Origin of the sequence: Mycolicibacterium confluentis (assembly GCF_010729895.1) — a bacterium.
Lineage (GTDB): Bacteria > Actinomycetota > Actinomycetes > Mycobacteriales > Mycobacteriaceae > Mycobacterium > Mycobacterium confluentis.
The window spans coordinates 4,728,760-4,754,435 of record NZ_AP022612.1 but is presented as its reverse complement, the minus strand read 5'-3'; the positions used below and the strand labels follow the sequence as shown (position 1 = coordinate 4,754,435).

The following is a 25,676-nucleotide window of genomic DNA, read 5'->3' as shown; positions in this document are numbered from 1 at the left end:
GTGGTTTCAGTCGTGATCGTGTTGTTCTAGACATCCGGTTGCGCCACCTGCAACCACACCCCCTTACCCCTTTCGACGAGAACTCCTCGGCCAGGCGGGAATTCACTGCGGCGCACAGCACCGATGGATGTGCTCAGCAGACCGTCCGCGTCCATGCCGTTGGGCCACAACAGAAGCCCACGACGCGATGACTTGAACGGCTGCGCCAGCAGCCACGCCTGACCCCACCCCGACACCTCGGACTCGCCGACGATGAACGCAGTGTCGATGAGCGACTTGACCAGTTGGGCAAGATCGTTCTCCACATCCGCCCCGCCGAAGTCCGCCACCCGTTCGATGACGACCATCAGATTCGTTGACCGCGTGCTGTCGATCGTCGCGAGTTCCTCGACGCGGTGCATCACCGACTCCTGGCCGACGGCGGTGTCGTCCCACACCTTCAGGGCCGCGATGTTGGAACCCGACGGCGCCAGATGCACGATCCTGGTGTCCGGGCGCTGCCGTCGCACAGCCTGCGCCAGCGTGACCAACGCCGTCGAACGTCCGCTGCCCGGTGGTCCGGTCACCATGAAGACACCGGACGGATCGATTCCGATGGGCGAAAGTGATTCGTCGGCAACACCGATCACGGCCGCGCCCGCGGCGGCAGTGACTGGAAGAGACGTGAGTTGGATGTGCTCGGAAAGCCGTTCGACCGGTGCTGGCGGGGTGAATCCCTGCGCGCGCATTCGCGCGGCCAACTCGTCGATCGCGCGGGCCTGCACGGCGACGTTGGGATCGCCGCCCAGCACCGCGACCTGGATCTCAAGTCCGTCCATGATGGCCCGACCCTGCGGCGACGCGGACGACAGGATGTCGCCGGGCACACCGGCCAACAGGTAGTCGTCGTCAGAGGCCAGGCGCATCACCAGACGCTGCTGGATCGTGGACGCCAGCGAGGACGGGATCGCGGCGGGTCGATCGGCGGTGATGATGACGTGGATGCCCAGCATCCGTCCGTCGGAGGCGAGTTGGCTGAGCATCGCGAAGAACGGAGTGTGGGAAACATGCTCGTACTGCTCTCGGAACGGACCGATGGCATCGAGCAGCAGCAGCACCCGAGGCTCATTCGGGTCGGCGAGGCGACGGTACTCACCGATGGTGGAAGCGTTCACGCGGGCGAACCTGCGGACCCGATCCTCCAGCAGTGACGTCAGCCTGCGCAGCACCCTGCCGATGCGTTCCTCGTCGTCGGCCCCGATCACCGCGGCCACATGCGGCAGAGCCTCCAGCATCTTCAAGCTGCCCGAGGCGAAGTCGAGGGCGTACACATGGACCGGGCCGCCCTCGGCATCGAGGGCCGCCGCGATCGCCAGGGTTCGCAGCGCGGTCGACTTGCCCGAACCGCCTGTGCCGATGATGGCCATGTTCCCCTGGCCGTCGGGGGAGAAGGTGCCGATGGGTTGAGTCTGTTCGGTGGGGACGTCACACCGGCCGATCACCAGCGCGTCGGTGTTCGACTGCTCGACAAGCTGTTCCAACGCGTACACACCGTCGAGGGAGGGCAGCCACGGTCGCCGGGGTGCCGGGATCCGCAGCTGGCCCGCCGCGGATCGAATCGTCGACACCATCCGACCGATATCGGTGGGTCCCGACGGCGGAGCCACCGATTTGGCGACCGTGGGATCGTGCCAGGGCCGGCGACGGCCGAACACGAACTCCCAGATGTCGATGGGTGCCTTCTCAGGCTGCTCACTGGTGCGCCCACCGACATACGCGGTCTGGAATGTCGTCAGCCGCCCCGGCCCGGTCTTCGCCACCGCACGGCCGGCGATCTCCGGTGGGAAGTGCGCGGCCAGCGGGTCTTCGATGACATCAACGGAATCATCGACATCATTGAGGCGCAACGCGATTCGAAGGTTTGTATTGGCTCTGAGGTTGTCCTTGATGACGCCCGCGGGCCGCTGGGTCGCCAGCACCAGGTGCAGTCCGAGGGAGCGGCCGCGCTGGGCGACGTCGATGACGCCGTCCACGAACTCGGGCACTTCGGATGCCAGCGCGGCGAACTCGTCGACGATGATGACCAGGCTCGGTGGAGTGTCGAGGTCGCCGCGCTGTTCCAGGGTGATCAGGTCCTTGGCCTGCTTCTCGTTGAGCAGGGTCTCCCGTCGCCGGATCTCAGCACCCAGCGAGGTCAGCGCCCGTCGCACGAGATGCGGGGACAGATCGGTGACCAGGCCGACGGTGTGGGGCAGTCGGACGCAGTCGGCGAATGCGGTGCCACCCTTGTAGTCCACGAGCAGGAAATTGATCCTGTCCGGACTGTGAGCGGCGGCCATCCCCATGATCCAGGTCTGTAGGAACTCGCTCTTGCCCGAACCCGTGGTGCCGCCGACGAGGGCGTGTGGGCCGTGCGCTCGAAGATCCAGATGGACTTCCCGCGCGCCCGACGAGCCCACCAGGGCACGCAGGCCCGCGGGTTCGGCAAGGGGGCGGGGCGGACCATTGCGGTCCAGCACCGACGCGTTCGAGATCCACTGCTGGGCAATCGCTGTCGGATCTGTGGAGATGCGGTGCCCCGCGAGCGTCAGGTACGACACCGACCGGGGCAGATCGGTGTCGTCCTCGACGGCTGCGCCCGCATCGATGACGGGCGCCAATAGGAGCGCGATCTGGCGGACGTCGGCGACGTCGATGCTGTCACACGAGACGGGGAAGCTGTGTTGGCCGTGTCGAACCTGGCCCACCGAAGCGCCGTCAGTCTCCGACTCCACCAAGAGAAACGTGCGGCAGGCGGCGGGAAGGTTGGCGACCTCGGTCGCCACCCAGATGACGTGGATTCCCACGGCACCGCCCTGCTCGGCGAGCCGAGTGAGTCGAGACCTGTCGATCGGTGCCGTGTCCTCCACCAACACCACCACGGCGGGCGCGTAGGCCTCGGCGCGCCGGTCGTCGGCCGCATCCGGGCGGATGGGGCCGAAAGTGAAGGCCGCGTTGGCCTCGACCTGCGACCTGCGCTGCTTGAGCAGGTCCTCAAGCCTGGCCATCAGTGCCTGACCGCCGCCCACGCTGTCGGTCAGATGGTTGCCTGACAGCGGGCTGTGCGCGGACCCGGTGTGCGGCATCCACTCCAGCCACTCCCAGGACGTCCGAGACTGCGCGGAACTGAACGCGGTGATCGTCAGGTCAGCAGGTGAGTGCAGCCCGAGCAGTTGCATGACCACGCCCCGGGCGACACCGTCGATCACGCTGCGCGGGCCGCAGATTCCGAGCGCCCCGCACTCGCGCAGATCCGCGATGATCGGCACGTCGGTGACCTCGGCGAACTCCTGCTGCAGATCGTGAAGCTGCTGTACGTACTTCACTTCCGCGCTCTCGGTGTCCGACACCAGGATCCGGCACCGAGACGGAGCGTCGCCGAGGCCCAATCGCACGGTGAGGAAACCCGCGTGCTCGGGTCGGTGAGTCCACAGCAGCGGCCCGAGGCGGTGAATGGCCTCTACGACCTGGCCCAATGCCGGCGCCTCGGTCAACCGCACCGCGCGTTCGACGCGCTGAGTGTCGGTCAGGTTCTGTGCCAGGGCCCGCAACGAGTCGGAGAAGCGCTGGACCTCGTGCCGGTACTTCTTGCGCTCTTGAAGCTTGGTGTCGAAGTACATGCCGATCATGAGCAGCGGGCTCAGGCAGATGAACACCACCGACAGCATGCTGCGGGTCGCCGCGAAGAGAACGAGGCCCATCGCTAATGGGGCGAGCATCGAGACGATCGGAAAATGGGTGGGATCGGGAATCTGCGGCGGTTTGGGCGCGGCGAGTTCCTGCTCGTCGAACCGGGCGATCACACGCGGTGAGCGGTTGAATTCGATGGCCACGCTGTCGTTCTGGGTGGTGCCCGGTCGCACAGTGAGCAGAACAGCCACCGCCGTGTCGGCCAACTGCACCACGTCCGTGGCGCCCACCAGTGCGCGCTGCACCGGTTGGCCGCCGACGCGGACGCCGTTCGGTCCCGCCAGGTTGACGATCTCGATGCTGTCGCCGACCGCGACGGCCGCGTGGATGTCGGCGATTCCGCGGTCGGTCAGCGACACATCATTGGTGGCGCCGCTGCCTATCGACGAGTTGCCGGAGGGGAGGGGGAACTCCAACCCGGCGTCGGGCCCCTCGAGTACCCGCAGGACCGCAACCGCGCGGCCTCGGCGGCGGCGAGGTGCGGTCGCCGGTGTGGGCGCGAGACTGACCGACGAACCCGAACGCAGGCCTGAGTCGATGAGGCTGCGCGCCGGGTCGAGAACCCTTGCAGCCCCCGCTTTGTCGAATGCCGTGTGCTCGACCTTAAGTGTCAGACCGGCGCCGCCGGACCGGGGGGACGGGACAGGGTCGCTGGCGGCCAGTGCGACCGCCACATCCCCGACCGAGGCGGTGGCGTCCGCGGTGATCGCCACCTGAGCCCTACTGCCGTCGGCGCGGCAGAGAATGATCTTGGCCTGCATCTACCCCTGCCTCGGCGCAGCGACGGGAATCGGTGACTGGACGCGATTGAGGCCGCGTTCGGGTGACCGGCGAAGTGTGGTCTGCTGTTGGGCGCCCAGTGGATTGGCACCCACCGTCACGTCGAGCACGATCAGGCCGGAGACGCGGTCATGCAGTCCGGTCGGGTCGTCGGGCCTGAGAACCATAGGGACTGCCGCCAACCCGAGTGTGCCGATCAGAATCATGCTGCGCAGCAGGGTGGCCGGCACGCCCGGGGGAGCAGGGTTGTCCGCGCGCACGAGGCGCAGGCCCAGCATGGCCTTGCCGAAGGTGTTGCCGCTGAGGCCCTGCCAGATCTGCATCCACAACCAGACCGCGACGAAGGCCACCGGGACGACCAGGTAGACGACCTCGGCGACGCCGAGGACGGCGCCGGCGACCGACAACGGAAGTGCTGGGCTCATCATGGCCGCCAGATCCAACAGGAACGACGCACATCGGACCCCTGGGCTGGCGGACTGGAATTCGGTGGGGATCGTCGTTGCGACGACGGGACGTGAAGGCACTGCGGGCCTGTGGTCGCCGGTGCGCGCCGGGGCAGCGGTACGGATGCTCATGGTGTGTCCACACACGGCGCAGAATCGACTGGTCGAGGGCAGGCCGGAACCGCACTGGGGACAAGCGATCCCCACGGCGTCTGGCTGTCCTGGCATCGACCGTCTCCATCCGGGCCGCATCGCGTGCAGCGTTATACGGCCGGGATACGACCGTGATGTGCGATACCTGCACGCATTGCCCGCCCGGCGCGTCAGGGATCAATTGGAGAAGAGATTAATTCTTTGCCACATCGAACGCGCGCGTAACTGTGTCGCCCGATCGTACGATTGTCCGCGCTCGCGAGCAGCGTCAGAGTGGAACGCGCCTGACCGGTTCTGTGCCCAGAGGAGGGGAAGCGTTGGGAGATTCGGCGCTGCCGCCCAGCAGGTACGCCGCGGGCTACGTGGCCGCAGGCGCACCCGTGGCGGATGCGACGTCCGCGCCGGTGACGCTCCTGGTCACCCGGGTGAACCGACTGGCCGCGGCGTCCTTCGCGGCTGCCCTGTTCCTCGGTCTGGTGATCGCTCCGCTGACGCTGCCCCTGTCTTACGTAGCGCAACGCCAGATCCGGGTCTCCGGTGAGAGCGGCGCCAGCCTGGCCAGGGCCGCGACCGTCATCAGCGCCGTTTACCTGGTGGTTGGGCTCGTCGTGGTCGGGTTGTACGTCCACCTGCAGTGACCGAATAGTCGGATGACACCGTCTGCGGACCGGCGTCCGCCGAACGGCCGATACCCCTACGGGTGGTGCGAATGTCAGGATTGGCCCAAGATGCTGATTGACGTTTGCTGATTCTGCACGGACAGGTGTTCACACTGTGAGCTCGTCGCGGCGACGATCGCTATGCAATTCGGCGGCGTAATTGGAGAGGTGGGGGTTCGAATGAATGTCACGCTCGGGGTGGCGGTCGACAAAGCGACGGCGCGGATCGCACTGCTCGACGCCGCGCCGCCACACGCCGTGATCGACCAGTCACAGATCGACCTGGCCGACCAGGGCGCCGACACGCTGGTGTCGACGCTGGTGTCGACCGACCGCATGCTCACCGAATCCGGGCATCGACTGGTGCGCACCACCGTCTGCAGTCCGGATCCGGATCGGGTCACGGCAGTCGTGGAGGCATTGGCGGGTGCGGGCTTGGCCGATGTCTCGGCGGTGTCGAACTCGGGCGCGGTGACTGCGGCGACCAAAGCTCTTGTCGGTGAAGCGACGACGGCCGCACTGGTCAGCGACGGTGAGACCGCGGCGCTGTCGATCGTCGACGTCGAGGCCGACGCCACAGCGCTGATCGCGGTGGAACAGGTCGTCGACGGCGACCGCAACGCAGCCTTCCGGGCGTTGTTGGAGCGGTTCAGCGAGGAACCCGGCGGCGCGACGAGCGTGGTTCTCCTGGGTGCGTCCGGCGACGGTGCCGAGACCGATGCCCTGCGTCAGGTGTCACCGGTGCCACTGCATCTGCCCGAGGGGCACGAGTACGCAGTGGCACGCGGCGCGGCGCTGGCGGGGCTCCATGCGTCGCCGGCGGGCGGTCCAGTCGCCCAAGGCGATTCTTTGAACGCGGCCGAAACCGTGATGAGCCCGCAGGCGCAGCAGTTGGCATATTCGGAGGTCGACGAGGCGGAGGACTGCGCCGTGGACTCGGCGGTCGTGCCGATGCAGACGCCGATGCAGCCGTTGAGTGCCGTGGACCCCGACGAGGTCGAGTTCGAGGAGGGCGACGCCCCAGCGGGCCGCCCGCGGGTGCTGCTGCTGGGCAGCGCCGTTGCCGCGCTCGTGGTGGTGGGCTTCGCAGCGCTCGCCGTGAGCGTCGCGATCGGCATTCGGCCCGCCGTGAGCTCGCAGGCCGTCCGCTTGACCGACGAATCGCTGGCGGGCAAGTACTTTCCGGTGGCACCCGGGCAGGGCACGACGCCTGACCCGCCAGCCTGGACCGCGATCGAGGAGCTCCCCGCCCCAGGCGAGGTTCCCGACGCCCGCACCCTGCGGCCGAAGCTGATGAGCTCGACCCGCAGCATCGGCGACGCTGGCGCACAGACCATCAAGTACTACAGCGACGGAACGATCGGCGTGCAGAACACCGTGGAGCGGTTGGCCGGCGGGGGTGTCCCCGGTCCCGGTGCAGTGGCGCAGGCGCCGGAATACCTCACCCGGCTGATCCCGGACTTCTCACGTTGGAGCCCCTGCCAGGTCCTCGCCTTCGTCAGCAACATGCGGTTGATGGGGCAGGCCGCGGCCGGAACCGTCACACCGTTCAGCAATGCGGCGGCCGAAACCCTCAGCGGCGCCGCGGAGACCACGTTCGGCGGAATCTCCGATCTGTCGGACGTGGGTGAGATCGCGTTGGTCCCGCAGGACAAGGGGCCGCTCTTCAGCACCACCAAGAAGGTCGCCGACGGGGTCCCGGACACAGATGCGATCCCGATGCAGATCTTCGAATCTGGCACCACGGAGTTGGCCTCCACGAAGGTGGCCGACGTGCTTCCCGTCGACTCCAAGATCGTCGACACCAAGGTGCTCGAATCCCTGCCGACCACCGGCGGAACTGAGAAGACCACGCCGGTGACGATTCTCACCGAGGCGCTGACGCCCGACGTCGTGCAGTCGCTGCCCGGGACGGAGGGCTCGGCACCCATCTTCAAGCCTGAGGTGCCGCTGCCGGAGACGAGTCCGGGCACCGACCTGACGATCGATGTCCCGGAGGGCACGCTGCCCGGCATCGATGTGGGTGACAAGTCACTGCCCCTCGACATCCCCGGCCTGAAGCCTGGCGGCACACAGCCGGAGGCACCCTCGAAGGTCGAGTTGCCGATCATCGATTCGCCGTCGAAGCCCGTGTTCGAGGCACCCAAGCCGGTCGTCGATCTGCCCAAGCCGGCGATCGATCTGCCCAAGCCGGCGATCGATCTGCCCAAGCCGGTTATCGAGGCACCGTCGAGGCCGATCATCGACCTGCCCAAGCCGGTGCTCGATCTGCCCAAGCCGGTGATCGAGGCGCCGGCGCCCGTCGAAGTTCCAGTCCCGGCTCCGGCGCCGAAGTTCGAGCTGCCGTCGCTCCCGAAGCTGCCGATCCCGGCGCCCGCCGCGCCTGCGCCAGTGGAGGTGCCGTCGGCGCCCGTGCTGCCGCCCGCCCCGGCGATTCCGTCGATTCCCATTCCGACACTGCCTGATCTGAAGCTGCCATTCGGTGGCAGCCTGTTCGGCAACGGATGACACACGAGGGACTGTGTTGACGAACGAACTGCATCGGCCGAACCAGATTCGGGATGGCGTGGCCGCTGGGCTCCTCCTCGTGGGGGCGATGTTGCCATGGAACATTCGCTTCGGCGTCGGCATCGCCGGGTCGAACGCATGGGTGTTCGCCCTGCTGGTCGTGGTGACTCTGGTGTCGCTGGTCGCGCTGGTGCTGAGCCACGCGGGAGGCGGACGTGCGACGCACGCGGACTCGGACCGGGTCAATCGGCTGCGGCTGGTCCTCAACGTCCCGTATCTCGCACTGGCAGTCGGTTTCCTGGGCTGGGCCGTGGTGCAGTCCTTCAGCACCGGCGGCACCGCAGACGTGCCGCCGGGTGTCGGCCCCGGGGTGTGGATCGGTCTGGCGGGCGCCCTGCTGGCCGCCCAGCCCGTCTTCTCGGAGGGGGCGGTGCTGGACACTGCGCCGTCCGCATCGGGAGTGTGCCGGACCATCGGCTTCACCGCGCTGGCGCTGACGGTGGTGGCGGTACTGGCCAATCTCTACTGGCGCACCCGTTTTGTGGTGCCGAACATCGGCGACGCCGACACAGGAGTCCAGAACCTCGTGGTGGCCGTCGCCGCGGTGCTCTACGGCGTCGTCGCTCTGCTGCCGGTGATCGTCACCGCGCGCTGGATCGTCTCATCGAATGCCGCGGGCCGCCTGGCGACCACGCTGCTGGCAGCGACGGTGGCGGCGGCCGGGGTGTTCGTCTGGGTCCTTCCGGTCGGACGGGACCTGGACGCGTTCCACGGCATCGCGCAGAGCGCATCGACCGTGGGTGTCGGCTTCGAGGCATACCTGGCATGGACGGCCGCGGCTGCGATCATCGGCGGGGGCGTCGTGTTGGCGGCCACGTCCGCCGGGGGAGCGGCACTGTGGCGGGCAGCCGCTCGAAAGTGCTTGGTGCTCATCGCCGTGTGGTGCGGCGGCACAGCGGTCCTGCGGATCGCCGACCTGATGGTGTCGGCGGTGTTGGACCTGCCTGACCCGCCCTACATTGGTGCCGCCCTGATGGCGTTCGACCTCGCGACCGCCCTACTGGCCATGTGGCTGTACGTCAACACCTCCCGCAGAGTCGCCGTGCCCAGACTTCTGGTGGCCCTCCTGTACGGAATCCTGTTCGCGCTCACGGTGTGCCGGGTCATTCTCGGCGTCGCGCTGGTGCCGCGGGTGCCGCCGCTGAACCCCGCCCTCATCACGGATGTCTACGGCAACACCCTGGCTCAGCAGATCACCAGCACGTTCGATGTGGCGTTGTGCGCATTGGGATTCGCGCTCCTGGCGATCGCGCTCGTGACGAGTAGCACCGTCGCGGCCACACCGGTGCGGCACCGACCCACTCCGTCGCCGACGCCACAGACAGATCGAGCGGCCGATTGGGCGGCACCCACCACCGTGCTCGCGGCGCCCGCCGCTCAGGAGGGCCCCGCGACCGTCCGGATCTTCCGGCCGGAACAGGAGTCAGAGCTGGGCGCACCCGACCGGGTGGCCGATGTCCTGGCCCAGTCCACGCAGCGGTTCGCCGCGGGAACCACATACGGCAGCACCAACCCTTCCGGCTCCCCCAGCTCCGACCAGTGAGAAGATCTCCTCGGAAACCGGCGGAGTCGGGAAGGGGTTGCGGTGGTGTCTGACTGGGGGTGGTCGGTCGAACTCAACGATGCCAACCCTGATCCCCGGGTGGCCTGCGTCGTCCTGGCCGATGTGTCGGGGTCGATGCAGGGCGAGCCCGTCGCCGCGCTCGAGCGTGGATTCGCCGCCTTCACCAGCTATCTCCACAACGAGAGCCTCGCCAGCAAGCGCGTCGAGGTGGCCGTCGTGACCTTCGGCACTCTCGCCACGGTTCTGGTTCCCATGCAGGAGGCCAGGAGCCTGCAACCGGTGCCCTTCACGGCATCGGGCACCACGAATATGGCCGCGGGCATCGACCTGGCCCTCGACATCATCGAAGACCGCAAGCACGCCTACAAGGTCGCTGGCCTGCAGTACTACCGGCCGTGGATTCTGGTGCTGACCGACGGCAAGCCGAATCTGGACGGTTTCGACGCGGCCGTGGCCCGGCTCAACGCCGCCGAAGCCGCGCGCGGTGTCACGGTTTTCGCCGTCGGTGCCGGCCCGCGTGTGGACTATCAGCAGCTCTCCCGACTGTCGGTGCAACGCAGTCCCGCGCCGCTGGAGGGCCTGAAGTACGCCGAACTGTTCGAGTGGCTTTCGGCGTCGCTGAGCAACGTGTCGAACTCCTCGGAGTTCGCGCGAGACGATCAGGCGCTCGGATCCATGAGTGACCGCATCCCCCTGCCTTCGGTCAGCGGGTGGACGAGCGCGTGACGACGGCCTGCCGGGACGATCGGCAGGACGGCATCGGGTGGGCGGTGTGCGGGGCCTCGGTGACGGGGAGGGAGCATGAGCGCCGTGGCCTGGGGTGCGACGACGCTTACAGTTACGGCGTCGCAGGCGATTTCATCGTGGCGGCGGTGGCCGATGGAGCGGGGTCGGTGACGGGGACCTCCGCGTGGGGTGCGCATGCGGCCTGCCGCAGCGTTCTTGACAATGCTCTGCAGTCTGGCTTCGTCGACGACTACCGGACCGCCACCCCCGTGCAGGCGGAGCAGATGCTGCGGTGGCTTTTCGACGAGGCGCTGCACCGAGTGACGGGGCAGGCCGAGGCCCTCGGCCTGGACGCCGTGCTGCTGTCGACCACGCTGAGCGTGGCCGTGGTCGATCGCAGACTGGCCAGTTTCGGACAGATCGGCGACGGGGTGATCGCCGCCGACGTCGACGGCCGGATCGAGACGCTGCTCGTCGAGCGGAAGGATGAGTATGCCAACACCACATCGTTCCTGCAGTCCGAACGCGCCTTTGAGGATTCGTTCCGAGTCAGCGTCCGATCAGGCGTGACGGCGTTCGCCCTCAGCACTGACGGGATGAGCTATAAGATCACCAACATCGCGACGGGGGAGCCCTATGAACCGTTCTTCCGCGGCTCATGGCAGCACGTGCGCGCCGGGACGGGTGCCGATCAGCTTGCGGCGCTGCTGCGCGGCATTGCCGACGATCAGACCGGAGACGACAAAACCTTGGTGTTGGCGGCGACTGGGCCCAGTTCCATCCTGGCCGGTGGCTCAATCGGTCCGTACCGGGTGGAGTGGTCCGAACCGCCGTCGCAGGACGGGGAACTGACGATGGCTGCGGTGCAATCGGATTCGCCGTCACAGTCGGGGCGCCGACGCCGGTGGTGGCGGCGATGACGACAGGGCCAATCGAGGTGGGAACGCGGCGTGTGCTGCTGTCCTCCGGTGCGCCGCTCACGCTGCATCCGGTCCTGGCCAAAGCGGGTGAGGGCACGGTGTACGGCGTGCTGGAGCGTCCGGACCTGGCCGCCAAGGTCTTTCATCCAGACCTCAAGGATCTGCAGTCCAAGCTAGACAAAGTCGCGGCGATGATCACGTCGCCTCCGCCGGGGGCCGTGCAACCCAACGGATTCGTGGTGCTGACGTGGCCGTCCGGCCTGATCTTCGACGGTGGCCGAGCGATCGGTTTCGTCATGCCGCGCATCGCCACTGAGACTGCGGTCGAGATCCACACCATGAGCAACCCGTCGAATCGGGAGGAGCCCCTGCCCACCGCGCCGCAGTGGACGCGGCACGCGACTTGGGAGCACCTGGTCAACACGGCCGCAAACCTGTGTCTTGCCGTGCAGGTCGTACACCGGGTGGATGCGGTGATCGGTGACTTTCAGGAGCGAAACATTCTGGTCTCGGATGCCACCCAGGTGACGTTGGTGGACTGCGACTCGATGCAGTTCACCGACACCTCAGGCCGCCGATTCCTGTGCGGGGTAGGGCGGCCCGAGTTCACCGCCCCGGAACTGGCCGGTGTAGACCTGCGAAACCTGGCGCGTGACAGGGAGTCCGATCTGTTTGCGCTTGCGGTGCACATCCACCAACTGCTCATGGCAGGCAATCACCCCTTCATGCGGGGCACCTGGGTCGGGGACGGCGAACAACCGGATGCGCTGACCTTGGCACGGTCGGGGAGCTGGGCGGGCGGGCCTTCTTCGAGGCTGCACACTCATCCGTTGGCCCCGCCCCTGAGTTTCCTGCCCACAGAGATCCAGCACCTGTTCGTGCGTGCCTTCACCGACGGGGCCCGGGACCCCGCGGCGCGGCCTTCCGCACAGGAGTGGCGGGAGCACCTGCTGCGGATCCAGTTGACCAGGTGCCCATCCGGTCGCCATCAGGTGCCGGCCACGTCGCCGTACTGCCCCTGGTGTGCGATCGACCGCGAGCGTCGCACCCGTCGACTCACCCAGGCATCGGCACGCAGCACCGGGTCGTTGGCGGCGCACTCGCAGACCGGCCCACAACGAGTGCCGGTCGAGCCTGCACGCAGAGTGTCCGCCGCATCGCGGAAGCCCGCCGACGCGGGTCTTGGCGCCAGTCCCAAGGTCATCATCGCGGGGTTGATCACCGTGGTGGTGATCGTGATCGGGCTTGCCACGTTCATCGTCTGGGCGCTGCTGAGCGGAGCGTCGACTTTCGGCACCGGTTAGCCCGTCGAAATCCACTGCGGCTGGCAGGCTTCGGACATGGTGCGGTCGATCGCTTTGGTGCTGGCGGTGTGCGATGGTTCGCGTTGACCGCGTGCTCGGCTCCCGAGGGACCCGCGTCGGAGCCCACCCCGGTCACCTCCAGTGCGGCGTCGACGCAACCGGATCCGACCGTCACGACCACGACGGCGCAGCCCAGTTCACCGGGCGACGTCGTCGAACGCGCTCCTCGGGGTCGCGTGGGCAACTGATCACGTGTGGCTGTCCGCCGACGGTGCCGAAGACGGGGTGTGCACGGGCGGCGTGCAGGTACCCCAGGAGGCCAATGTGCTGCCCTACGGGAGTGCTCTGATCTCCTGTGATTTCGGTTGTGCCTCTGAGGAGAATGGCCTCACCTGCGTGCACCTTCCCGGTGGGCGTGGCTTCTTCGTCAGTCGGGAGAACTTCAGCCCGTTCTGAGGTTCACGCGGCGGCCGCGCCGAAGGCGTTGCGGATCAGTTGTGTGTCCCACTCATGGACAGCTGTGCCGTCGACCGTGCCACTGATCGATCGCCAGCCCAGGACGATGCTGCCGGAGGTGCCGTGACCCAATCGGATCACGCACGCCCAGTTCGCTGCTTCAGCCTCGTCGCCGAAGAACTCACCGCGGTAGGTCTTCTCGGCGAGTTCGATGACCGCCGCTGCGGCCTCGTCGGAGGTGGCCGCCCGCAGGGCATGGACGCCGGCGGACGTGGTGGAGTCAACGACCCAACCGTCCGTGGTCTGAGCAGCGGTCACCGAGGCGCCAGCGAGCATCGAATGATCCTCTGCGGGTGCAAGATAGGCTCCGACCCGCACTGTCGCATCGAGGAAGGCCGCCACATCCTGGGCGATCAGCTCATGCGGACGCACTCCGGGCTGATCTGCGTTGCCGCCGGCGAGGCGGCGCACCATCAGCGACCGCATACCGCGCATGCCTGCCCGGATCAATTCTTCACGGGTGGCATCGACGGTCGGCAACCCCAATGGCCACGGACGCCCGTCGGCGGCACACAGCGCAATGATCTCGTCGTCGGTGAGAAGTGCGGTCTCTTCCATCGGGGCGATTCCTTCTACCAGGGCAACAGATTCGAGAACAGCTTCGGCACGTATCCGACCACGGCGTCGCGCGCGGCCTCGAAGGCGCCGCCTGGATCGTCGGCCAGATAGTCGACGGTGGTTCGCAGGGCGGATTCGCTGAAATCCGCCCGCGCGGCGGCGGTGAGCACATCACCCCACTGCGACAACGCGACACCGGACAGGTAGCCGACGGGGGTGGCCTGAGATTTCAGCAGGCCGCCCGCGACGTCAGTGGCTGAGTTCGCCGCTTCGAGCATCTTCTCGCCATCGTCGATGCGGTTGTCCGCGGCCAGTCCGAGAGCGTCCAGGAGCGGCAACGCCGCGACGCCGTCGAGCCCGCCGAACAGAGCAGCCCAGGTGATGGGCCACAACGCATTCGACTTCAGGAAGTCGCGGATGTCCACCAGCGGATTGTCCTCCGGGACGCCGCCGATCGGATACGGAAGGACGTGCATCAACGACGGCGGCAGGCCCAGCGAGGTGGGTGCACCACCACCGTCGGCGCGACTCGTTTGGTCCTGGTCTGCGGCATTGCGTTCGACGGCGTTGGCGGTCTCCCGCAGGGCGGCCGTCGCCGAACTCAGCAGCCCCTGTGATTCGCCCTGCCACTGCGACCTGTACTGCTCGGCATCGGGACCGGCCCAGCCCACCCCGGACAGCTGACGTGAGACGGCACCGGACGCGGACTCCAGACGGTCGGCGGCCTGCCTCAGGGTGCGCGCGAGTACCCGAAGTTGGTCGACGTCAGCGCCAACCATTCCCATCGGACCTCCGCGATGTGTCTGCAATGCAGGCTCTCCCCAACGTGCCCCATCACACCAGCATCGGGTGTGGTTGCGCTGTCGGTCCTTCGGATGACAGTCGTCGGCACGACAAGGTCGCGATAATGTGCCTGAAGAAGTGCCTGTGATCGCCGACTCCACAGGTCCTGCCGCCCCGACGAATTCGGCGCTGCTGGCGCGGGGGATCGAGGACGGCATCCGGAGCCTCTCGGACCTCTTATCGGGCTGTGGCGTAGCCCCTTCGGAGGACATCGCAGCGGTGCTCTTTCTGTTTTGATGGAGCAGATATGGAGATTCGAGGGGTGTGCAGGTGATGTTCGCGAAATGGGTGGTGCCCGTCGCCACGGCCTGTGGCGCCGCGATGCTGGTCGGTGTGCCTGGGGCAGTTGGGAAATCGCGGGCCGACGCGGACTGCGATCCCGGCGCCATCTCCACGGGCTTCGGATCCAACGTGAGCGTGCTGCGCTGCTATGGCGATTGGGCCTACGCCAGCACAGGAGCGTCAGGGGACTCCACGATGCTGTTCCAACTGCACAGTTACGGGTGGCGGCACTACACCGGATTCCCGAGCAGCGTCTGCCGAGATCAGGCGACTGCGGATGGCGTGCCCGCCGCCGAACTCAGGTCCTTTCCCAACTGTGTCAGCGCCCCTGTGATCCCCTGACCCGGATGCGCTCAGAGGTCGTTGAGGCTCAGGATGCCGTCCTCGATCGCACGTGCCAGCAGTGCCGACTTGGTCGGGGCGGGCCGGCCGATCGAGGCGTACTTCGCGCGGGCGCGTTGCAGATGAGTCCGCACGGTCGTCGGGGCGATGTAGAGACGTTGTCCGACCAGTTCCTTGCTCTCGGTTTGGAACCAGGCGATGAGCACCTCCTTTTCGCGCTCGGAGAGTCGAATGCGACCGAGGGTGTTGTCATTCAACAGCGCTTTACCCATTCGCGGTCCGACATAGGGCGTGGTGGAATGCGCAGCCTGGATCGCCTCGATGAGATGGCGCTTTCCCTCGGATTTGGTCAGGTACGTCACGGCCCCGAGATCGAGGCAGGTCAGTATGACCTCATCCGCGGTGAGATGCGAATAGACAATGACGCGGTGCCCCGACCCGCACAATGTGGCCAATGTGTCGAAGTCGGGTCGGTTGCCCTCGATCTGCAGGTCGAGCAGCACCACATCAACCGCTCCGTCGTGCCTGTCGTGCCAGAGCAGGAAATCGTCGGGCGTGGTGAAGCTCGCCAGGAGGCTGATCTCCGGTTCTGCGTCGGCGCACCACGCCTCAATGCCGGCGTGCACCACATCGTGATCGTCGATGACGGCAATCGTCACCGGTTGCGGCTGCACCGCCTCTGCCGACATAACACCTCCACCCCGCGCCCCAATGCGTTCGTTTTCTGCGTCACGATGCGTGAACTGCAATCAGAACGGCTTCGGTTGACAGATCGTAATCGACATTCGGCTTCCCCGGTGGGTCAGGGTTGACGGGGGCGTCAGAAATGCGATTCCGAGAAATCGCCGACCTCGCCATGGAATGCGCATGCCGCAGTTGAGCGCGGGCGCTGAACGGGCGGGACTCGACGCCGCACTCCGGCAGTTGAGTCGTCATGCGGCGACTGTCGGTCTGCTGATGCGCAGCGTCGTCAACGTGGTGGCGGCCGCCGTGACGTTGGTCGATCCGCACTCGATGACCCTCGGATCCGGGAGGTGGCTGCTCGGCGCGGTGGCGGTCTGGTCGCTGTATCGCATCCTGACTCGGTCCGTGGGTGGCCTGCCCGGGGCGGTCGACTATGTCCTGGTGATCGCTGTCTGCCTGGGCATCCCGCTCCTCGTGCCGGACATGCAGTTCCACCTGTTCAACAGCGCCCCACTGGCGATCGCGGGTACCGCGGTCATCGCGTTCTCGGTGTCGGTAACGGCATGGGTGAGCCTGCTGCTGGCGTTGGGGATCGCGGTGGCGTACGCCTGCGGCAGTGCCGCGGTCATCGGCTGGGAACAGGTGAGTTCGGTTGCGGCGCTGTATTACTTCGCGCTCCAGTGGGCTACCGCCGCGCTGATCCGGTTCATGGTGCTGCGGATCGCGGAAGCTGTCGACCAGGCTCGGGCAGCGCGCCAGTCGGCAGAGGTTGATCAAGAGGTCGCCGGGGCGGTCCGATCCTTTGAACGCGAACAGCTCGCGCTGCTCCATGACACGGCCGCATCCACGCTGATGATGGCGGGACAGGGCGCGGCCATCTCGTCGCGGAGGCTGGCCGAGCAGGCTCGCCGCGATCTCGGTCTGCTCGCGGGCGGCGGGTGGAAAGCCCCGCCTCCGCGTGCGGAGATCGTGGGGGCACTGCGGGAATGCGCCGCGCATCTGCGAACCCCGGTGGAGTTCAGCGGAGTCGGTGAGTTGTGGCTTGCGGGCGAGTCCGCCGAACCGGTGATCGCCGCAGCGCGGGAGGTGATGAACAACGTCGACCGGCACGCGCGGGCCGACCTGTTGCGGATCACCGTCCTGCCCGGCTCGGTCCGCCTGGCCGACGACGGAGTGGGATTCGACCCCGAGGCGTCTCGGATCGGCCATGGTGTGACTGACTCGATCTTCGCCAGAATGCACCGGGCCGGTGGCCGAGCGACCCTGCGGTCAGAGCCCGGCGTCGGTACGGAAGTCGAATTGTTTTGGGCCGAAGGATGTGTGGAGGGTCGGGCGGAGGATGCGTCGGATCCGGACCGCCTCATCGAGCGTGTCAGGATCCGCTACGGTTTGGCGCTGGTGCTCTATGCGTTGGCCAACCTGGCCTTCTCGGTGCCCTACGCCGACTCCTATGGCGGTGCAGGGTGGTTCGACACTCTGCTGGCGATCATTGCCGCGACCGCGACGCTGGCCGCCGTTCCCGGGATTCTGCATCGACGCTGGGGTCGGGGTCGGACGGTTGCTGCCGGGGTGGCCCTGCTTGCCGTCACCGTCCTGCAGCCCCTCCTGATCCCGCCGGAACTGGTTGGTGGACACGCGCATTGGGCGCAGAATGCGATCGGCTGGTGCGTGCTCCCACTGCTGCTTGACGGGTCCCTGCGGCGTGGTGTGGCGGTGCTTGCGGGGTACTGGGCGGCGGGGGCCGTGGTGGAGGTGATCTGCCAGCCCTCGGCCACGGTGCTGGTCAACATCGGCCTGGGCACTGCCAGCATCCTGAGTGTCCAGATCTTCGCGCTGGTCTTCAACGGACTCGTGCGGGAAGCCGCCCGGGAGGCGCACGGGGAAACCGAGGCTCGCCGACGGCTGACCGCGCGACTCCGAATCCAGCAGGCGGTCAACGCCGAATACCAGCGTCGCTACGCCGCTTTGGTCGAGAACGTGGTGCCGCTGCTGCGCGAGCTGAGTGCGGGAGACCCGGTCACCGCGGACTTGCGGCACCGGGCGCGGGCCGAGTCGCGGCGCCTGCGGGCCCTGTTCGACCAGGCGACCACCTTTGGTCATCCGCTGATGCATAACCTGCGCGACCTCGTCGACGCGGCTGAGGCCAAGGGGGTCGAGGTCACCGTGGACCTCGCGGGGGACCTGCCGGACCTCACCGAGCAGCAGATTGAGGCGTTGGTGACGCCTCTCCGTCGCGCGGCCGAGATGGCGCAGTCGCTGCTCCGACTGGTCGTCACCGGGTCGAGCGGCGAGGTCAGCGTGAGCATCGTGAGCGACCCGGGCGGGGAGGCGCAGGGGCTCGTGCGCGGGTTGCGTGAGTCACCAGGCGCACCGGAGGTGGTGGAAGCGGGGGGAACGCTGTGGGTCGAAGTCCGATGCGACACCGGAACTATGGCCAATGAAGGCTGAATGGGTCAGGCGCGGTGCGGCCTTGTTCTGGTCGCGCTGATGCTGTGCGGATGTGGGCTGGCCGAGGGTGACCGGGAACCCGCTCGGCCCTTCACGGCGAGCGGGTTCCTCGTCGTCGATCTCGGACAGCGGGCGGAGGAGATCCGTGCCCGGCATCCGGACTGTCCCGCCGTCGCCGAGGCCGGGGAGGGGACCGTCACCGGAGAGCGCAGTGATTGGGTCTTCCGTGACGGAGACCTCCTCGAGATCGCGCCCGGCGACGGTGGGCGCAGCCGTGACAGCCCTCTCGCTGGCTGCGCGCGCTGAGCCGCCGCGGTCAGGGAATCCGCGGCGGCTGGCCCGGGTCGCTGGCGTTGACGACGTAGCAGTTCGATCCGCCGAACCCCATGCCGTGACCGCTGTCGCATCGCGTGTAGTTCCCGAGTTGGTCGATCGGTCCGTCGCAGCGTTGACCGCCGCCGAAGATGCCCACGAAGGCGCTCTGGCACCCCGCCTGCGCTGGACTGGCGATCGCGATGCTGCTGCTGGCGAGCACTGCCGCAATGCCGGCGATGATGACTGTCCGCATGTGATTCTCCTTTTCGGCGCCCGAAAAGAATTGCGATTGTGAACCCTTTTCGGAATTGATTGGTGGCCGAAAAGTTACCGATTCGCACTACGTGACGAAAGGTCGCGGAGTGGATATTGATACGTTGGGATTACAGCCGAAATGCGGATTCATACGTACGTATTACATGCCGCTGACTGGAATTCTGAAACAGCGGAACCAACATTCACTGTGGCCCTATTTGTCACACTCCGGCTCGAAAACTGCTGTTCAGGGCGATTCGTACGTTCGGCGGACGCGTGGGGTGAGGCGATCTTCGTAACATGGACTCGTCGACGCCGAGGGCCTGAATGGGGGGTGGCCCTCGGCGAATCGGCATCGTGATTCGGGGGTTCGCGCCGAGAGTTGACTTATTTCACTGATATCGATGAATGGCGTGCAATAGCCCAACTCTGGGCGAAAAAATCAATGGTTGTTGATTGCGGCGACCCGCGCGGAGATCCAGTCAACGTAGGCCAGTCCGATGGCCGAAGCGATGAAGGCCATATGGATGATGGTCTGCCACTTCAGCGTCTCGGGGGAGAGGTTCTCGGCGTTGATGAAGGACTTCAGCAGGTGGATCGATGAGATGCCGATGATCGACATCGCCAGCTTGACCTTGAGCACGTTGGGGTTGACGTGGCTGAGCCATTCGGGCTTGTCCGGGTGGGTGTCCATCCGGATGCGGGACACGAATGTCTCGTAACCGCCGATGATCACCATGATCAGGAGGTTGGCGATCATCACGACGTCGACCAGGCCCAGGACGATCAGCATCACCGACGCCTCGTCGAGATGGTTGAAGTCCTTCGCCAGGTGGATCAGTTCCTTCCAGAACACCACCACGTAGACGGCCTGCGCGACGATCAGTCCCAGGTACAGCGGTGCCTGCAGCCAGCGACTCACGAAGATCGCCGAACCGATGACGCCCGTGAACGAGCGGAACGGCGGCTGGACAGGGGCGGGGACGCGCTGGTCGATCTCAGTCATAGCGCAGCGATCTTAACCGGGGGGTCAGGTCGACCGGTCGCGGCGCCAACGTGCCCTGTCAGAACTCGCGCAGGTGGTCGCGAAGCATCGTGGTGGTGTACTCGGTGCGGGTCAGCCCGCGCCGCTGCAACTCCGGCACCAGCCCCTCGGTGATCTCGGCGAGATAGCGGCGGTTCAGACGCATCACCGGCGTGGTGAGCAGGAAGCCGTCACCGCCGACCTGAGCCATCACGTCGCCCATCTCCTCGGCCACCTGGGCCGGGGTGCCGACGAACGGGGTGTGGCTGAAAAGCCCGCTGCCGGTCACGAGTTCACGCAGGGTCTTGTCCTCACCGCCGGCCACGAACGCCGCGAGGGTGCCGCGTTCGCCGTTGGTGGTCAGGTCCTTCGGCAGCGGCGCGTCGAGATCGAAGGCGGCGAAATCGATTTCGGTGATCGAGGACAGCTCGGCCAGCATGTACTCGATGTTCTCCGGGTCGTTGAACCAGCGCTCCCGCTTGGCCACCGCCTCCTCATAGGTGTCGGCGACGACGGGGGAGGCCAGGTAGAGCACCTTGCACTCGGATGGGTCGCGGCCGATCGCCCGCATCCGGGCGTGGATGTCGTCGCGGTACTCCTTCATCGCCTCCACAGTGTTGGCCGGAGAGACGATCGTGTCGGCGTGCCGGGCGGCCAGTTCGCGTCCCGGGGGCGACGCCCCGGCCTGGGCGATGGTGGGCCGGTACTGCGGCGACGGCGCCGTGTTCAGCGGACCGCGGCATTTGTAGTACTTGCCCTCGAAGTCGACGGTGTGGACCTTCTTGTGGTTGGCGTACGTCCCGGTCAGGTGGTCGCGTTCGATGGCGTCGGGCTCCCAGGACTCCCAGAGCTGGCTGACGAGATCGAGGTACTCCGAGGCCCGGGCGTATCTCTCGTCGTGTTCGTACAGATGGTCCAGACCGAAGTTCTGGGCGGACCGGTCCTCGGCCGAGGTGACCACGTTCCAGCCGAACCGGCCCCGCGCGATGTGGTCGACGGTGCTGCACAGCCGGGCCAACAGGAACGGCGGGTAGAAGCTGGTCGACATGGTGGGCACCACGCCGATCCGCTTGGTGGCCGCCGCGATCAGCACCGCCAGCGGCACCGGATCGTGTTTCGGGTTCACCCCATGTTTGAGGTCGTATTCCATGGTGCCGCCGTAGGCCGTCGACACCATCAGCTTGTCCTCGATCAGGATGTAGTCGAACTTGGCGCGCTCCAGGGACTTCGCCACCTCGACGTAGAAGTCGCCGGTGAAATCCTGCCCGCCGTCTCCCCACATTCCCTTCCACTCGTCGGCGACGAAGTTCAGGAACCAGCCCAGATGGAATTTGTCGGTCACGGGACACAGGTAATCGGGATCGGATTACCGGTTCGTGTCATCGCGAACACGGGCCAGTTACGGACGCCGGGTGCGCAGGGGTGGGCCGGAATCCGCTCGGCCGGGGCAGGTCTGGGCTAGGTGCAGACCGCCCCGAGGGCCGCCGAGCCGACCAGCTTGGTGTACTTGGACAGCACCCCGGTGGTGTAGCGCGGCGGCAGCGGCTCGAAACCCGCCCTGCGGGACTCGAATTCGTCCGCGTCGACCAGGATGTCGAGCAACCCCTTTCCGACGTCGAGTCGGATCCTGTCCCCGTCGCGTACGAACGCAATGGGTCCGCCGTCGACGGCTTCGGGGGCGACGTGTCCGACGCACAGGCCCGTGGTGCCGCCCGAGAACCGCCCGTCGGTCATCAGCAGCACATCCTTGCCCAGGCCCGCGCCCTTGATGGCGCCCGTGATCGCCAGCATCTCGCGCATACCCGGCCCGCCCTTGGGCCCTTCATAGCGGATGACCACCACGTCGCCACCGGTGATGGTGCCGTCCTCCAGCGCATCCAGTGCCGCTCGCTCACGCTCGAAAACCCTTGCGGTGCCTTCGAAGACATCGGAGTCGAACCCGGCCGACTTCACCACGGCACCGTCCGGGGCCAGCGACCCGTGCAGGATCGTGATGCCGCCGGTGGGATGGATCGGCTGCGACAACGCCCGCAGCACCTTGCCGTCGGGGTCGGGCGGCGCGATGTGCGCGAGGTTCTCGGCCATGGTCTGCCCCGTCACGGTCAGGCAGTCGCCGTGCAGCAGGCCCGCGTCCAGCAGAGCCTTCATCACCACCGGCACACCTCCGATGCGGTCGACGTCGTTCATCACGTACGCCCCGAAGGGTTTGACGTCGGCCAGGTGCGGCACCTTGTTGCCGACCCGGGTGAAGTCCTCCAGCGTGAGCTTGACCCCGGCCTCGTAGGCGATCGCCAGCAGATGCAGCACCGCGTTGGTGGACCCGCCGAACGCCATCACGACCGCGATGGCGTTCTCGAATGCCTCCTTGGTCAGGATGTCGCGCGCGGTGATGCCGCGGCGCAGCAGTTCGACGACGGCGATGCCGCTCTTCCGGGCGTATCCATCGCGGCGGCGGTCGGGGGCCGGCGGTGCCGCCGAACCCGGCAGCGACATGCCCAGGGCCTCGGCGGCGCTGGCCATGGTGTTGGCCGTGTACATCCCGCCGCAGGCGCCCTCGCCGGGGCAGATTGCCCGTTCGATCGCGTCGACGTCCTCACGCGACATCAGGCCGCGCGCACACGCCCCGACCGCCTCGAAGGCGTCGATGATCGTGACGTCCTTCTCGGTGCCGTCGGACAGCTTGGCCCGACCGGGCAGGATCGACCCGGCGTAGAGGAACACGCTGGCCAGGTCCAGGCGCGCGGCGGCCATCAACATCCCGGGCAGCGACTTGTCGCACCCCGCGAGCAGCACCGAACCGTCGAGGCGTTCGGCCTGCATGACGGTCTCGACCGAGTCGGCGATGATCTCTCTGCTCACCAGGGAGAAGTGCATCCCCTCGTGGCCCATCGAGATGCCGTCGGACACCGAGATGGTGCCGAACTCCATGGGGAACCCGCCGGCCTCGAACACGCCCTCCTTCACGGCCTTGGCCAGGCGGGCCAGCGACAGGTTGCACGGCGTGATCTCGTTCCAGGACGACCCGACGCCGATCTGGGATTTCGCGAAATCCTCGTCGCCCATGCCGACGGCGCGGAGCATGCCGCGCGCGGCGGCCTTCTCGAGGCCGTCGGTGACGTCGCGACTGCGGGGCTTGATGTCCGGGGCTGAGGCCATGGGAACCAGTATGGTCTTCTGAGCAGGCGTCCCGATCACTTTTGGATACCCTCCAGGGGTACCGGGTACGGTGGGTTCATGACTCGTAACCGTCTGCTCGCGATCCTGGCGGCCTCCGCCACCGCTCTCTTCGTGTCGGCGTGCAACAACCCTGCGCCGGGCGAAGCCGGGGACGGGCACACCGATCACAGTCATGACGTGCCGACCATCGAGATCACCGGCGAACCGGCGGGATTTGACGCCGATGACGTCGCGTTCGCGACCAACATGATCCCGCACCACGAGCAGGCCGTCGAACTGTCGGCGTTGGTGCCTGATCGCAGCACCAACGCCGAACTGCTGGCGCTCGCCAAGCAGATCTCCGCGGCGCAGGAACCCGAGATCACCACCATGAAGGCCTTCCTGGTGCAGTGGAGCGGCGGTGAGGACAACCCGTCCTCCGGGCACGACGGGCACGGCGGGCACGGCGATATGGCCGGGATGGTCGACGAGGCCACCATGGCCAAACTCAAGACGCTGCAGGGCCCCGAGTTCGACAAGCTGTGGCTTGAGTCGATGATCGCCCACCATCAGGGTGCGGTGGAGATGGCGAAGGCTGAACTGGCCAACGGCGTCAACGCCGATGCGAAGACGCTGGCGCAGCACATCATCGACGCGCAGGAGGCTGAGATCGCCCAGATGCAGAAGATGCTCGGATCATGACGGAAGAAGTTGCCGCGCATGGCTATTCGCCGAACAAGGAGAACTACGCCAAGCGTCTGAGGCGCGTCGAGGGGCAGGTCCGCGGAATCGCGAAGATGATCGACGAGGACAAGTACTGCATCGACGTCCTCACCCAGATCAGTGCCGTCACCAGCGCGTTGCAGTCGGTGGCGCTCGGACTGCTCGACGAACACCTGGGCCACTGCGTCAGCCACGCCGTGGCCGAGGGTGGGGACGAGGCCGACAGGAAACTCGCCGAGGCGTCCGCCGCCATCGCGCGCCTCGTGCGGTCCTGACGGGGACGCCGCGCGGCGGCGTCCCACACCCGGGTGGGTGAAGTCGATACCGTGGCCCCACGATGACTGTCGCCGTGCGGCCAGACCCGACCCGCCCGTGGACGCCCCGCGTCGCGGCGCAGTTGGCGGTGCTGGCGACCGCGGCCTTCATCTACGTCACCGCCGAGTTGGCACCCGTGGGCGCGCTGCCCGCGATCGCGGCTGAGCTGGACGTCAGCGAGGCCCTGGTCGGCACACTGGTGGCCGGATACGCCCTGGTCGCCGCGGTTATGACCGTGCCACTGGTGCGCTGGACCTCGCAGTGGTCGCGCCGACGGGTCCTGCTGGTCACGCTGTGCACCCTGACCGTCGCGCAGACCGTGTCGGCGCTGGCCCCCGACTTCGCGGTGCTCGCGGCAGGCCGAGTGTCGAGTGCACTGACCCACGGCCTGATGTGGTCGGTGATCGCGCCCATCGGCGCCCGCTTGGTCCCGCCGACTCACACCGGACGCGCCACGACCGCGGTCTACGTCGGTTCGGCGCTGGCGCTGGTCGTGGGCAGCCCGCTCACGGCGGCCATGAGCCAACTGTGGGGATGGCGCCCCGCCTTCGGCGCCATCGCCCTGGCGGCCGGGGTCGTCACCGTGGCGGCCCGGTTCATGCTGCCCGAACTGAAGCTCGCGGCGCAGTCCGGTGCGAACCGTCGCTTCCGCCGCCCGGTCGGTGCCCGCCTGAACCTGCTGTGCGGGCTGACGGCGGTGGGAGTCGGCGCCCACTTCATCGCCTATACGTTCGTGGTCGTGATCATCCGCGATGTCATCGGTGTGGACGGGGCGCGGCTGGCCTGGCTGCTCGTGGGGTACGGCATCGCGGGTCTGACCGCCATGGCCGCGCTCGCGGGTCCGCTTGACCGACGGCCCAAGCGCTCGGTCCTGGTCGGGTTGGGCAGCGTCTCGGTGGCGTTGGCCGTGCTGACCGTGCTCGCGTCCTCCCCGGCCCACGGCGTGGCCGCGGTGCTGGTCGGCAGCCTGGCGATCATGCTCTGGGGAGCGATGGCGACAGCGCTGCCGCCGATGCTGCAGGCGGCCGCGATGCGGGCGGCCCCCGATGACCCCGACACCGCATCGGGGAGGTATGTCGCGGCGTTCCAGATCGGCATCATGGGAGGTTCGCTGGCCGGCGGAATCCTCTACGACACCGCTGGCATTGCGGTCACAATCGCAATCTCGACGTTGCTGATGATCTGCGCGTTGGGCGCTGTCGCCGCCAGTCGCGGGCTGTTCGGGACCGCGGACGCGGTATGACTGTGTAACAAAGCTCGTGGTCAAGGCGATGGTCTCCACAGGTCACGACCAAGTGGGTCGGGTCTGGTTGTGCCTTTGGCGGCCCGCGCTCTCCGTAGCTGGTCTCCTGGTTGTGCCACACTGGACCGAGCCGATGACTGGAGG

At 67.2% G+C, this 25,676-nt stretch carries 23 protein-coding genes; 14 read left to right on the top strand and 9 right to left on the bottom strand.

The window, feature by feature from the left end; all coding sequences use genetic code 11:
• Positions 1-26: 26 nt before the first annotated feature.
• The gene (locus G6N34_RS22465) at positions 27-4,469 is read right to left on the bottom strand and encodes an FtsK/SpoIIIE domain-containing protein (protein ID WP_085157137.1); all 4,443 of its coding nucleotides are present in this window, start codon (positions 4,467-4,469) and stop codon (positions 27-29) included.
• Positions 4,470-5,066 (bottom strand): RDD family protein, encoded by a 597-nt coding sequence (locus G6N34_RS22460; protein WP_234813115.1) that lies wholly within the window; start codon positions 5,064-5,066, stop codon positions 4,470-4,472.
• Positions 5,067-5,404: 338 nt separating this feature from the next.
• Here G6N34_RS22460 and G6N34_RS22455 point away from each other — a divergent pair, with 338 nt between their 5' ends.
• From G6N34_RS22455 to G6N34_RS22420, 8 genes are all read left to right on the top strand, one after another.
• Positions 5,405-5,725 (top strand): hypothetical protein, encoded by a 321-nt coding sequence (locus G6N34_RS22455; protein ID WP_085157131.1) that lies wholly within the window; start codon positions 5,405-5,407, stop codon positions 5,723-5,725.
• A gap of 201 nt (positions 5,726-5,926) precedes the next feature.
• Positions 5,927-8,254, top strand: coding sequence for a DUF7159 family protein (locus G6N34_RS22450; protein ID WP_085157129.1), 2,328 nt, complete (start codon positions 5,927-5,929; stop codon positions 8,252-8,254).
• Between the two features lie 16 nt (positions 8,255-8,270).
• Positions 8,271-9,857 carry a DUF7937 domain-containing protein gene (locus G6N34_RS22445; RefSeq protein ID WP_234813114.1) on the top strand — a complete coding sequence of 529 codons (1,587 nt, stop codon included), beginning with the start codon at positions 8,271-8,273 and terminating at the stop codon, positions 9,855-9,857.
• Between the two features lie 42 nt (positions 9,858-9,899).
• Entirely contained in the window at positions 9,900-10,604 is a 705-nt protein-coding gene (locus G6N34_RS22440) for a vWA domain-containing protein (protein ID WP_234813113.1), read from the top strand.
• Complete coding sequence (locus G6N34_RS22435) at positions 10,589-11,524, top strand: PP2C family serine/threonine-protein phosphatase (protein ID WP_234813112.1); 936 nt, start codon at positions 10,589-10,591, stop codon at positions 11,522-11,524. Before G6N34_RS22440 ends, G6N34_RS22435 begins: the two co-directional genes overlap by 16 nt.
• A complete protein-coding gene (locus G6N34_RS22430; protein ID WP_085157316.1) occupies positions 11,521-12,828 on the top strand; it encodes a hypothetical protein in 1,308 nt (435 codons plus the stop codon). Before G6N34_RS22435 ends, G6N34_RS22430 begins: the two co-directional genes overlap by 4 nt.
• Before the next feature lie 68 nt (positions 12,829-12,896).
• A complete protein-coding gene (locus tag G6N34_RS22425; protein WP_085157123.1) occupies positions 12,897-13,076 on the top strand; it encodes a hypothetical protein in 180 nt (59 codons plus the stop codon).
• Positions 13,077-13,080: 4 nt separating this feature from the next.
• The gene (locus G6N34_RS22420; RefSeq protein ID WP_085157120.1) at positions 13,081-13,284 is read left to right on the top strand and encodes a hypothetical protein; all 204 of its coding nucleotides are present in this window, start codon (positions 13,081-13,083) and stop codon (positions 13,282-13,284) included.
• Positions 13,285-13,287: 3 nt separating this feature from the next.
• Here the strand turns inward: G6N34_RS22420 and G6N34_RS22415 are convergent, their stop codons facing one another.
• Both G6N34_RS22415 and G6N34_RS22410 read right to left on the bottom strand, forming a co-directional pair.
• Positions 13,288-13,902 carry a hypothetical protein gene (locus G6N34_RS22415; RefSeq protein ID WP_085157117.1) on the bottom strand — a complete coding sequence of 205 codons (615 nt, stop codon included), beginning with the start codon at positions 13,900-13,902 and terminating at the stop codon, positions 13,288-13,290.
• 14 nt (positions 13,903-13,916) lie between these two features.
• Complete coding sequence (locus G6N34_RS22410; protein WP_133057826.1) at positions 13,917-14,687, bottom strand: WXG100 family type VII secretion target; 771 nt, start codon at positions 14,685-14,687, stop codon at positions 13,917-13,919.
• 331 nt (positions 14,688-15,018) lie between these two features.
• On the opposite strand from G6N34_RS22410, the gene G6N34_RS22405 reads away from it, so the two are divergent.
• Positions 15,019-15,369 carry a hypothetical protein gene (locus G6N34_RS22405; RefSeq protein ID WP_133057825.1) on the top strand — a complete coding sequence of 117 codons (351 nt, stop codon included), beginning with the start codon at positions 15,019-15,021 and terminating at the stop codon, positions 15,367-15,369.
• Positions 15,370-15,380: 11 nt separating this feature from the next.
• Here the strand turns inward: G6N34_RS22405 and G6N34_RS22400 are convergent, their stop codons facing one another.
• Positions 15,381-16,058 (bottom strand): response regulator, encoded by a 678-nt coding sequence (locus G6N34_RS22400; protein WP_085157108.1) that lies wholly within the window; start codon positions 16,056-16,058, stop codon positions 15,381-15,383.
• Between the two features lie 178 nt (positions 16,059-16,236).
• Here G6N34_RS22400 and G6N34_RS22395 point away from each other — a divergent pair, with 178 nt between their 5' ends.
• Positions 16,237-18,501, top strand: coding sequence for a sensor histidine kinase (locus G6N34_RS22395; RefSeq protein ID WP_085157308.1), 2,265 nt, complete (start codon positions 16,237-16,239; stop codon positions 18,499-18,501).
• Positions 18,502-18,807: a hypothetical protein gene (locus G6N34_RS22390; protein ID WP_085157105.1), complete on the top strand. Its 306-nt coding sequence runs from the start codon at positions 18,502-18,504 to the stop codon at positions 18,805-18,807.
• A 10-nt stretch (positions 18,808-18,817) separates the two neighbouring features.
• Here G6N34_RS22390 and G6N34_RS22385 read toward each other — a convergent pair whose 3' ends face one another.
• From G6N34_RS22385 to ilvD, 4 genes are all read right to left on the bottom strand, one after another.
• A complete protein-coding gene (locus tag G6N34_RS22385) occupies positions 18,818-19,069 on the bottom strand; it encodes a hypothetical protein (RefSeq protein WP_085157103.1) in 252 nt (83 codons plus the stop codon).
• Between the two features lie 444 nt (positions 19,070-19,513).
• Positions 19,514-20,077: a TIGR00645 family protein gene (locus G6N34_RS22380; protein WP_085157100.1), complete on the bottom strand. Its 564-nt coding sequence runs from the start codon at positions 20,075-20,077 to the stop codon at positions 19,514-19,516.
• 58 nt (positions 20,078-20,135) lie between these two features.
• A complete protein-coding gene (locus tag G6N34_RS22375; RefSeq protein WP_085157096.1) occupies positions 20,136-21,437 on the bottom strand; it encodes an NtaA/DmoA family FMN-dependent monooxygenase in 1,302 nt (433 codons plus the stop codon).
• Positions 21,438-21,553: 116 nt separating this feature from the next.
• Entirely contained in the window at positions 21,554-23,251 is a 1,698-nt protein-coding gene (gene ilvD, locus G6N34_RS22370; RefSeq protein ID WP_085157093.1) for a dihydroxy-acid dehydratase, read from the bottom strand.
• Positions 23,252-23,329: 78 nt separating this feature from the next.
• Between ilvD and G6N34_RS22365 the strand changes: the two genes are divergently transcribed.
• From G6N34_RS22365 to G6N34_RS22355, 3 genes are all read left to right on the top strand, one after another.
• Entirely contained in the window at positions 23,330-23,953 is a 624-nt protein-coding gene (locus tag G6N34_RS22365) for a DUF305 domain-containing protein (RefSeq protein ID WP_085157090.1), read from the top strand.
• A complete protein-coding gene (ricR, locus tag G6N34_RS22360; RefSeq protein WP_085157087.1) occupies positions 23,950-24,249 on the top strand; it encodes a copper-sensing transcriptional repressor RicR in 300 nt (99 codons plus the stop codon). Before G6N34_RS22365 ends, ricR begins: the two co-directional genes overlap by 4 nt.
• A 62-nt stretch (positions 24,250-24,311) precedes the next feature.
• Entirely contained in the window at positions 24,312-25,532 is a 1,221-nt protein-coding gene (locus tag G6N34_RS22355) for an MFS transporter (protein ID WP_085157084.1), read from the top strand.
• Positions 25,533-25,676: the final 144 nt, after the last annotated feature.